This is a genomic window from Aeromonas sp. R2-4 (assembly GCF_040908365.1).
Classification (GTDB): domain Bacteria; phylum Pseudomonadota; class Gammaproteobacteria; order Enterobacterales; family Aeromonadaceae; genus Aeromonas; species Aeromonas veronii.
This window is the reverse complement of sequence record NZ_JBFODO010000002.1, coordinates 276,750-286,838: the sequence shown is the minus strand read 5'-3', so window position 1 is coordinate 286,838 and position 10,089 is coordinate 276,750. Positions and strand designations below refer to the sequence as shown.

7 protein-coding genes and 3 tRNA genes are annotated in these 10,089 nt (G+C 60.4%); 1 reads left to right on the top strand and 9 read right to left on the bottom strand.

Going from position 1 to position 10,089, the window contains the following annotated elements:
• Positions 1 to 18: 18 nt before the first annotated feature.
• The 9 genes from AB5Z05_RS01615 to AB5Z05_RS01575 all read right to left on the bottom strand — a co-directional run bounded on the left by AB5Z05_RS01615 (position 19) and on the right by AB5Z05_RS01575 (position 7,239).
• Positions 19 to 95: transfer RNA gene (locus tag AB5Z05_RS01615), tRNA-Arg, on the bottom strand.
• 100 nt (positions 96 to 195) lie between these two features.
• Positions 196 to 272, bottom strand: a tRNA-Arg gene (locus AB5Z05_RS01610).
• 3 nt (positions 273 to 275) lie between these two features.
• Positions 276 to 368, bottom strand: a tRNA-Ser gene (locus AB5Z05_RS01605).
• A gap of 213 nt (positions 369 to 581) precedes the next feature.
• A complete protein-coding gene (gene csrA / locus AB5Z05_RS01600; RefSeq protein ID WP_005336053.1) occupies positions 582 to 770 on the bottom strand; it encodes a carbon storage regulator CsrA in 189 nt (62 codons plus the stop codon).
• 103 nt (positions 771 to 873) lie between these two features.
• Positions 874 to 2,112: an aspartate kinase gene (locus tag AB5Z05_RS01595; protein ID WP_201992859.1), complete on the bottom strand. Its 1,239-nt coding sequence runs from the start codon at positions 2,110 to 2,112 to the stop codon at positions 874 to 876.
• A 16-nt stretch (positions 2,113 to 2,128) separates the two neighbouring features.
• On the bottom strand, positions 2,129 to 4,753 hold the full coding sequence (gene alaS, locus AB5Z05_RS01590) for an alanine--tRNA ligase (protein ID WP_005343004.1): 2,625 nt from the start codon (positions 4,751 to 4,753) through the stop codon (positions 2,129 to 2,131).
• A gap of 295 nt (positions 4,754 to 5,048) precedes the next feature.
• On the bottom strand, positions 5,049 to 5,558 hold the full coding sequence (locus AB5Z05_RS01585) for a regulatory protein RecX (protein ID WP_244776835.1): 510 nt from the start codon (positions 5,556 to 5,558) through the stop codon (positions 5,049 to 5,051).
• 44 nt (positions 5,559 to 5,602) lie between these two features.
• On the bottom strand, positions 5,603 to 6,667 hold the full coding sequence (recA, locus tag AB5Z05_RS01580) for a recombinase RecA (protein ID WP_040068994.1): 1,065 nt from the start codon (positions 6,665 to 6,667) through the stop codon (positions 5,603 to 5,605).
• 80 nt (positions 6,668 to 6,747) lie between these two features.
• Complete coding sequence (locus tag AB5Z05_RS01575; RefSeq protein WP_368149939.1) at positions 6,748 to 7,239, bottom strand: nicotinamide-nucleotide amidohydrolase family protein; 492 nt, start codon at positions 7,237 to 7,239, stop codon at positions 6,748 to 6,750.
• A 322-nt stretch (positions 7,240 to 7,561) separates the two neighbouring features.
• Between AB5Z05_RS01575 and mutS the strand changes: the two genes are divergently transcribed.
• Positions 7,562 to 10,081 carry a DNA mismatch repair protein MutS gene (mutS, locus tag AB5Z05_RS01570; RefSeq protein WP_323918667.1) on the top strand — a complete coding sequence of 840 codons (2,520 nt, stop codon included), beginning with the start codon at positions 7,562 to 7,564 and terminating at the stop codon, positions 10,079 to 10,081.
• Positions 10,082 to 10,089: the final 8 nt, after the last annotated feature.

Here is a 10,089-nt window from a genome sequence, read left to right as displayed (position 1 = left end):
TTGGTACTACTTGAAATATGGTGCGCCCGAGAGGATTCGAACCTCTGACCACCTGGTTCGTAGCCAGGTACTCTATCCAGCTGAGCTACGGGCGCCCTGTTTTAAAACGATAAAAAAAGCTTACTTATCAGTAAGCCTTTTCCAAAGTGTCGACTTGCTGATGGTCAACACATGACTCTTGCTTGAGTCGTAATATGGTGCGCCCGAGAGGATTCGAACCTCTGACCACCTGGTTCGTAGCCAGGTACTCTATCCAGCTGAGCTACGGGCGCAAATGGCGGAGAAGGGGGGATTCGAACCCCCGATGCGGGTATAAGCCGCATACTCCCTTAGCAGGGGAGCGCCTTCAGCCTCTCGGCCACCTCTCCGTTTGCGGGGCTGATAATACTTCACAGGGATTTTTAGTCAAACACTTTTTTGGAGAAAAAAGTGCGTTCGCTCAGCATTTGGTCAAAGCGTGGAATATTCAAACAATATCGGCACTTATCCCGCAGTTTCGCGCCCTGCAGGGCAATTTCAGGGGGCCGGAAAAACAAAAGGCGACACATGAGGTGTCGCCTTGTCACAGCCATGAAAGTGGCTTAGAAGCCCGGTTGGCCCGGAACTTTCTCGGCCTGGATGCGCTGGTAGATCTCTTCGCGGTGTACGGAGACCTCTTTCGGCGCGTTAACACCGATACGGACCTGGTTGCCTTTAACACCCAGTACGGTGACAGTCACTTCATCACCAATCATCAGGGTTTCCCCAACACGACGAGTCAAAATAAGCATTCGCTTGCTCCTGTATCCTGTTTTGTTTTTATATCGATATGCGACATTATCTAACAAAGATACCGATATGGTAAATGGTTGAAACTAAATCAATCAGAGATTGTTAGCCCAAGGGCTGCTCTTGCGGTGCCTGATCCAACCCGAAAGCCGCGTGCAGGGCTCGCACCGCCAGCTCCAGATACTTCTCGTCAATCACCACAGAGATTTTGATTTCAGAGGTCGAGATCAACTGCATGTTGATCCCCTCCTCGCCCAATACCTTGAACATGGTGCGCGCAACACCGGGATGGTTCCACATGCCGACACCGACAATGGAAACCTTGGCAATTTCGCTATTTCCCTGCACGCAGGAGGCGCCAAGTTCGGTGGCGGTCTCCTCCAGCAGTGCCCGAGCGCGGCGATAGTCGTCACGATTCACCGTGAAGGTGAAGTCGGCGGTGCCATCTCCCAGGGTGTTCTGCACAATCATGTCGACATCAATGTTGGCGTCGCTGATCGGATTCAGGATCTGCGCGGCAACGGTTGGTCTGTCCGGCACGCCCAGAATGGTCAGGCTGGCCTCGTTGCGGTTAAAAGCGATCCCGGATACCAGGGGAGCTTCCATCCTATCACCTCCATATGTGATTAAGGTTCCCTCTCCATCGATAAAGCTCGACAGCACCCGCAGCGGGACGCGGTACTTGCCCGCAAACTCCACCGAGCGGATCTGCAACACCTTGGCGCCGAGACTGGCCATCTCCAGCATCTCCTCGAAGGTGATGGTGTCGAGACGACGCGCCTTGGGCTCGATGCGCGGATCCGTGGTGTATACCCCATCCACATCGGTAAAGATCTGGCACTCATCAGCCTTGATGGCCGCCGCCACGGCAACTGCCGTGGTATCCGAACCGCCGCGGCCCAGCGTCGTGATGGCGTTATGCTCGTCACGGCCCTGGAAACCGGCGATCACCACCACCTTGCCCGCAGCCAGTTCGGCATGAACCAGCTCGGTGTCGATGTGGGTGATGCGCGCCTTGCCATAGGCGGAATCGGTATGAATCCGTACCTGATCGCCAGTCATCGAGACCGCCGGGCAACCGCGTTTGTTCAACGCGATGGCAAGCAGCGCTATGGTGACCTGCTCACCGGTGGAGACCAGTACATCCATCTCCCGCCGGTTGGCATCAGGATCCAGTTGCTGGGCCATGCCCAGCAACCGGTTGGTTTCGCCCGACATGGCGGAGACAACCACCACCACGTCGTGTCCCTGGGCGCGGGTCTGCTCGACCCGCTCAGCTACCGCCTCGATCCGCTCCAGTGTGCCGACCGAGGTGCCGCCGTACTTCTGTACATAGAGTGCCACAGATCACCTCGCCCGATTACAGGCGCTCTTCCAGCCAGGAGTGAACGGATTGCAGCGCTGCCGGCACCGCCTCAGGCTGGGTACCACCCGCCTGTGCCATGTCCGGACGGCCACCGCCCTTGCCACCCACCTGCTGGGCAACCAGATTGACCAGCTCACCGGCCTTGACCTTGCCGGTCAGGTCGTTGGTGACACCGGCGATCAGGTTGACCTTGCCGTCGGCACAGGTTGCCAGCAGCACGACACCGGACTTCATCTGGTTTTTCAGCTCGTCCAGCATGCCGCGCAGGGATTTCGGATCAGCCCCTTCCAGCGCTGCAACCAGCACCTTCTGACCGTTGATCTCGATCACCTGACCCAGCAGGTCGTTACCGGCCTGAGCGGCCAGCTTGGCCTTGAGCTGCTCCAGCTCGCGCTCCATCATCTTGGCCTTGTCCAGCATCTGGCGAACCTTGTCGGCGATGCAGAACTGGTCGCCTTTCACCAGGGCAGCAGCCTCTTCGATCTGCTCGCCAACCTGATGCATGAAGTCGATGGCCGCTTTGCCGGTCACCGCTTCGATACGGCGCACGCCAGCTGCGATACCGCTCTCGGCGATGATCTTGAAGAAGCCGATATCACCGGTGCGCTTGGCGTGAGTACCGCCGCACAGCTCGGTGGAGTAGTCGCCCATGCGCACCACGCGCACGTCGTCTTCATATTTTTCACCAAACAGCGCCATGGCACCGGCGGACTTGGCCGCTTCCAGATCCATCAGCTGGGTGGTGATTTCGTGGTTGGCGCGGATCTGGTTATTGACCAGCTCCTCGACCCGGCGAATGGTCGCCATGGTCAACCCCTCGAAGTGGGAGAAGTCAAAGCGCATACGCTCGGCCCCAACCAGAGAACCTTTCTGGGTGACATGCTCGCCCAGTGCCTGACGCAGGGCAGCGTGCAGCAGGTGAGTCACTGAGTGGTTCAGGGCGATGGCCTGACGACGATCGCCATCAACCACGGCTTCCACTTCGGCGCCCTTCTCCAGAGTGCCCAGCTCCATGTAGCCCTTGTGGATGATCGCCTTGCCCGCTTTCAGGGTGTCGGTCACGGCAAAGATGCCGTCGTCCACTTTCAGGGTACCGCTGTCGCCGATCTGGCCGCCGGACTCGGCGTAGAAGGGGGTCTCTTCCAGCACGATGACCGCTTCGTCACCGGCGATAAGACCGCTCACCTCTTCCACACCCTTGTAGATACCGACCACGCGGGTACGCTCGGTCAGGGTCTTGTAACCGGTGAAGGGGGTCTCGAAGTCGAGCTTGAGCATCTCGTTGTAGTTCACGCCGAAGCTGGAGGCCTCTTTGGCACGAGCACGCTGCTTCTCCATCTCGGCCTTGAAGCCCTCTTCGTCGATGCCGATCTCGCGCTCGCGCACCACGTCGGCAGTCAGGTCGGCCGGGAAGCCGTAAGTGTCATACAGCTTGAACACCACTTCGCCCGGAATAACCTTGGCATCACCCAGGTTGGCCAGAGCATCTTCCAGCAGCAGCAGACCGCGATCCAGGGTGCGGACAAACTGCTCCTCTTCGATGCGCAGCACGCGCTCGACCAGCGGCAGCTGGGCGATCAGCTCGGCAGCGACATCCTTCATCTGCACTGCCAGCTCGGCAGCCAGTTTGTAGAAGAAGACATCGGTCGCGCCCAGCTTGCGACCGTGACGCACGGCGCGGCGGATGATGCGACGCAGCACATAGCCACGACCTTCGTTGGACGGCATCACGCCATCTGCCACCAGGAAGGCGCAGGAGCGGATGTGGTCAGCGATGACGCGCAGGGACTGGTTGCTCAGATCGGTGGTGCCGACAATCTCGGCCGCTTTCTTGATCAGCGCCTGGAAGATGTCGATTTCGTAGTTGGAGTGGACACCCTGCATGATGGCGGAGATACGCTCCAGACCCATACCGGTATCAACAGACGGACGCGGCAGCGGCTCCATGGTGCCGTCAGCCTGACGGTTGAACTGCATGAACACCACGTTCCAGATCTCGATGAAACGGTCACCATCCTCTTCCGGTGAGCCGGGACGGCCACCCCAGATGTGATCGCCGTGGTCATAGAAGATCTCGGTGCAGGGACCGCACGGGCCGGTATCGCCCATAGCCCAGAAGTTGTCGGAAGCGTAAGGGGCACCCTTGTTGTCACCGATGCGCACGATGCGATCGGCCGGGACACCGACCTCTTTTTCCCAGATGTCGAAAGCTTCATCGTCAGTCGCGTAGACGGTCACCAGCAGGCGATCTTTCGGCAGCTGCAGCACCTCGGTCAGGAAGCCCCATGCAAACTTGATGGCATCCTGCTTGAAGTAGTCACCGAAGCTGAAGTTACCCAGCATTTCGAAGAAGGTGTGGTGACGAGCGGTATAGCCGACGTTTTCCAGATCGTTGTGCTTACCACCGGCACGCACGCAACGCTGGGAAGTCGTCGCGCGATTGTAGGCACGCTTGTCTGCGCCAAGGAACACGTCCTTGAACTGGTTCATACCCGCGTTGGTAAACAACAGGGTCGGGTCGTTATGCGGTACCAGCGAGCTGGAGGAGACAACCTGGTGCCCCTGGGAACGGAAATACTCGAGAAACGCAGCGCGAATCTCTGACGTGGACATATACATGGAAAATCCTGCTTGATTCGAATACGGACTTTTAACCGCATTAATGTAAGTTTTCTGCGGGGTAAAGTAAAACGGACAGGGCCGCCACGGGCGAAAAAGCGCACATAAACGGGCCAGATAAGAGCGCCGCTGCCCACAGTGGCTTTTTTCACTGTCGAGAGGCAAAAAAGCAGCGCATAAAGAGGGATGAGATGAACAAAAGGCCGCTTTTTCGGGATTGTGCGCGCAAGCTACTGAACGGGCAGGAAAAACCTGCCATAAGGAGAGGAGAAACGACGTTTGCCACGCAGTGGCGTTACTCTTCCCGCTCCTGCAGGGCAGAGATGGCGTAACGAGCCTGATCCTGGGTAAAGCCGCGCCCCAGCAGATACTTGAGCCACTTCATCCGCAGCTTGAAATCCGCCAGATCGGCCACCCGGGCGCGCCGTTCGAGCAGGGCAAACGCCAGTTCGAACCAGTCCAGCTCCGGCTGATCGAATGCGGCATCAATCTGCATATCGTCGAGCCCCTTGCGGCGCAGATCGAAACGGATCTTGATGGGGCCATGGCCCTTGGCGGCACCGGCACGTACAGCCATACCGCCGTAACGTTCGTCATTGACCCAGTTGTAACCACGGCAGTAGTCGACCACCGCTTCGATCACCTCTTCATTGAAACCCTGCTGGCGCAGCCGGTTTGCCAGCTCTGACTCGGCACTCTCGCGGCGGGCCAGACTGCGCATGGCAAAGGCGCGGGCGGCGGCCAGCTGCTCTGCAAAGGTCGGTTCGGCAGGCTTGACCGGTTCGGTAACGGATTCATCAACCATCATAAATAACAAGGCCGGGTATCTACCCGGCCTTCCTTTGTTCCTTATTCGAACTCTTGTTCGCTTTCGGCATCGAACTCTTCTGCCTCAACCGGTGCAGCCTTGTCATCGACAGGCACTGCGCCGGAGAGCAGCAGCTCGCGCAGACGGGCTTCCACTTCACCAGCCATCACCTTGTTCTCGGCGAACAGCTTCATCACGTTGGCCTTGCCCTGACCGATCTTCTCACCGTTGTAGCTGTACCAGGCACCGGCCTTGTCGATCAGCTTGTGCTTGACGCCGAGATCCACCAGCTCACCCTCTTTGGAGATACCGGCGCCGTAGAAGATCTGGAATTCAGCCTGCTTGAAGGGCGGGGCCACCTTGTTCTTGACCACTTTGACGCGAGTCTCGTTACCGACCACTTCGTCGCCTTCCTTGATGGCGCCGATACGACGGATATCCAGACGCACGGAGGCGTAGAACTTGAGCGCGTTACCACCGGTAGTGGTCTCCGGGCTACCGAACATGACGCCGATCTTCATCCGGATCTGGTTGATGAAGATGCACAGGCAGTTGGCGTTCTTGATGTTGGCAGTCAGCTTGCGCAGCGCCTGGGACATCAGACGGGCCTGCAGACCAACGTGGGAGTCACCCATCTCCCCTTCGATTTCCGCTTTCGGGGTCAGGGCCGCCACGGAGTCGACGATAATGACGTCAACCGCGTTGGAGCGAACCAGCATGTCGCAGATCTCCAGCGCCTGTTCACCGGTATCCGGCTGGGAGATCAGCAGGTCGTCGACGTTGACGCCCAGCTTGGCAGCATAAATAGGATCCAGCGCGTGCTCCGCATCGACGAAGGCACAGGTTTTGCCTTTCTTCTGGGCTTCCGCAATCACCTGCAGGGTGAGGGTGGTTTTACCGGAAGATTCCGGGCCGTAGATCTCGACGATACGGCCACACGGCAGACCGCCAATGCCCAGCGCCACGTCCAGCGAGAGAGAACCGGTAGAGATGGCTTCGATATCCATGGTCTTGCTGTCGCCCAGACGCATGATGGAACCTTTGCCGAACTGCTTTTCAATCTGACCCAGCGCAGCCGCCAGTGCCTTCTGTTTGTTCTGATCCATGCCAATCTCCGCTGGAAATCGTGAGTAAGAAGTGAAGTTGGGCTAAGTATACTGTCTATTCATACAGTATCAAGCCCAATTTATCTGAGCAGGGCCAACAGACCCGACAAGGCCTGTCTCACCGCCTGCTGGCGTACCTGTCGGCGATCCCCGTCGAAGCGGGCGAGCAGGGAGTGGTGACGGCCATTGCGGTCGGCCCAGGCGAACCAGACGGTGCCGACCGGCTTGCCTTCGGTGGCGCCGCCGGGGCCGGCGATGCCACTGATAGCAACGCTGATGGAGGCAGACGAGTGCGCCAGCGCGCCGCGGGCCATCTCCAGCACCACCGCCTCGCTCACCGCACCGTGCAGTTCAAGGCTATCGCTGCTCACCCCCAACATCTGCTGCTTGGCCTCGTTGGTATAGGTGACAAATCCGCGATCGAACCAACCGGAGCTGCCCGCGATGTCGGTGATGGCGCAGGCCACCCCGCCGCCGGTACAGGATTCGGCGGTCGCCGCCAGCCAGCCCCGCTGACCGAGGGACTTACCCAGCTCGATGGCAAGGTGCTCTATCTCTGCATCCAGTTTCATCACGACTCCTTCTGATCCGCTCAAGAGGCACATTATGCGATCCCGCTAGCGCCGCCCGCAACCACGGCAGACCACCCTTGCCTGCCGCAATGTGAGGTGCCGCACCTGTGTCATGCCTTCAATAGTGCAGAACAACCGCGCCCGGAACACCCGCTCCCCCGTCGCGGCGCTTATGTGTAGAATGGCGCCATCAAGCTCAAGGCTCATCACCGCAGACACTGGCCCGCAGAGGCCCCTTCTGGAACAGAACATGACCGCACAACACCAAGCCAGCGGCGCCACAAGCTCCGCTCCCAGCGCCAATCTGAGCGCCCACACGCCCATGATGCAGCAGTACCTTGGCCTCAAGGCCGAGAACCCGGAGATCCTGCTGTTCTACCGGATGGGCGACTTCTACGAGCTGTTCTATGACGATGCCCGCAAGGCCTCCCAACTGCTCGACATCTCCCTGACCAAGCGTGGCCAGTCGGCGGGCAGCCCCATCCCGATGGCGGGGGTGCCTTATCACGCTATCGAGGGCTATCTGGCCAAGCTGGTGCAGCTCGGCGAGTCGGCCGCCATCTGCGAGCAGGTGGGGGATCCCGCCACCAGCAAGGGGCCGGTCGAGCGCAAGGTCATTCGCATCATCACCCCGGGTACCGTCTCCGACGAGGCTTTGCTCAGCGAGCGGCAGGACAACCTGATCGCCGCCGTCTACCACGATGGCCGCCGCTTCGGCTATGGCACCATGGACATCGGCTCCGGCCGCTTCTTCATCAACCAGTTCGAGAAAGAAGAGACCCTGTTGGCAGAGCTGCAGCGCACCAATCCGGCCGAGCTGCTCTACCCGGAATCGTTCGAATTCCTGCACCATATCGAGGGTCGCCGCGGCCTGCGTCGCCGCCCGGAGTGGGAGTTTGAACTGGGCACCGCTCGCAAGCTGCTCTGCCAGCAGTTCGGCACCCAGGATCTGGTGGGATTTGGCGTAGACAAGAGCGAGACCGCCCTGTGCGCCGCTGGTTGTCTGATGCAGTACGTCAAAGATACCCAGCGCACCGCCCTGCCCCACATCCGCAACGTACGCCTCGAGCAGCCAGATCATGCGGTCATCATGGATGCCGCCACCCGCCGCAATCTGGAGCTGACCCAGAACCTGGCCGGTGGCTATGAAAATACCCTGGCCGAGGTGCTGGATCGCACCGCCACTCCCATGGGCAGCCGCCTGCTCAAGCGCTGGATCCACCAGCCGATCCGCGATCGGGTGATCCTGAAAGGTCGCCAGAGCACCATCAAGGAGCTCATCGAGCAGAACCTCTATGACGAGTTGGGCAACCTGCTGCGTCAGGTGGGTGATGTGGAGCGGGTGCTGGCGCGCCTCGCCCTGCGCTCGGCCCGCCCGCGAGACCTCACCCGCCTGCGTCAGGCCTTCGCCCAGTTACCCGAGTTGCAGCGCCTGCTGGCGGACAACGAGCACGAAGCGGTGCAACAACTGGCCGAGCGGGCCAGCACCTTCCCCGAGCTGCTCGACCTGCTGGAGCGTGCGGTGATGGAGGTGCCGCCGGTGCTGATCCGCGATGGTGGCGTCATCCGTGACGGCTTCAATCAGGAGCTGGACGAGCTACGGGATCTGGCCAACGGTGCCACCGCCAGCCTCGCCCGCATCGAGGAGCGGGAGAAGCTGCTGACCGGCATCAACACCCTCAAGGTGGGTTACAACAAGGTGCACGGCTTCTATATCGAGGTGAGCCGCGCCAACAGCCATCTGGTGCCGGCCCACTACATCCGCCGCCAGACCCTCAAGAACAACGAACGCTACATCATCGATGAGCTGAAGAAGTACGAGGACAAGGTACTCACCGCCCAGTCCCAGGCGCTGGCGCTGGAGAAACGGCTCTACGAAGAGCTGCTCGACGCCCTGCTGCCCCACCTCGGCGATCTGCAGGATTCCGCCGCCGCACTGGCGGAGCTGGACGTGCTGGCCAATCTGGCCGAGCGGGCCGAGACCCTCGACTACCGCTGCCCCACCCTCATCGACGAAGATCAGATCATCATCGAGGCGGGCCGCCATCCGGTGGTTGAGCAGGTGATGACAGACCCCTTTATCGCCAACCCCATCCGGCTGGAGCGGGAGCGGCGGATGCTGATCATCACCGGCCCCAACATGGGCGGTAAGTCGACCTACATGCGCCAGACCGCGCTGATCGTGCTGCTGGCCCATATCGGCGCCTTCGTCCCCGCCGACAGCGCCCGCATCGGCCCCATCGACCGTATCTTCACCCGCATCGGGGCGTCAGACGATCTCGCCTCCGGCCGCTCCACCTTTATGGTGGAGATGACCGAGACCGCCAATATCCTCAACAACGCCACCGCCCGCAGTCTGGTGCTGATGGACGAGATTGGCCGCGGCACCAGCACCTACGACGGCCTCTCGCTGGCGTGGGCCTGCGCCGAACAGCTGGCGAGCAAGATTGGCGCCTACACCCTGTTCGCCACCCACTACTTCGAGCTGACCCGGCTGCCGGAGCTGATGAGCGGGCTGGCCAACGTCCACCTCGATGCGGTGGAGCACGGCGACACCATCGCCTTTATGCACGCAGTGCAGGAAGGGGCGGCCAGCCGCTCCTACGGTCTGCAAGTGGCGGCGTTGGCCGGGGTGCCGAAATCGGTGATCCAGCAGGCCCGCCACAAACTGCACGAGCTGGAGAGCGCCACTCCGGTCGCCGCAGGTGAAAGCCGCCCGGCTCCGGTGACTCTCGCCCCGCAGCCTCATCCGGTGGTAGAAGAGCTGGAAGCAATGCGCCCGGACGAGCTCACCCCCCGTCAGGCCCTCGACCTGCTCTATCGCCTCAAGCAGATGCTGTAATCAGCGAC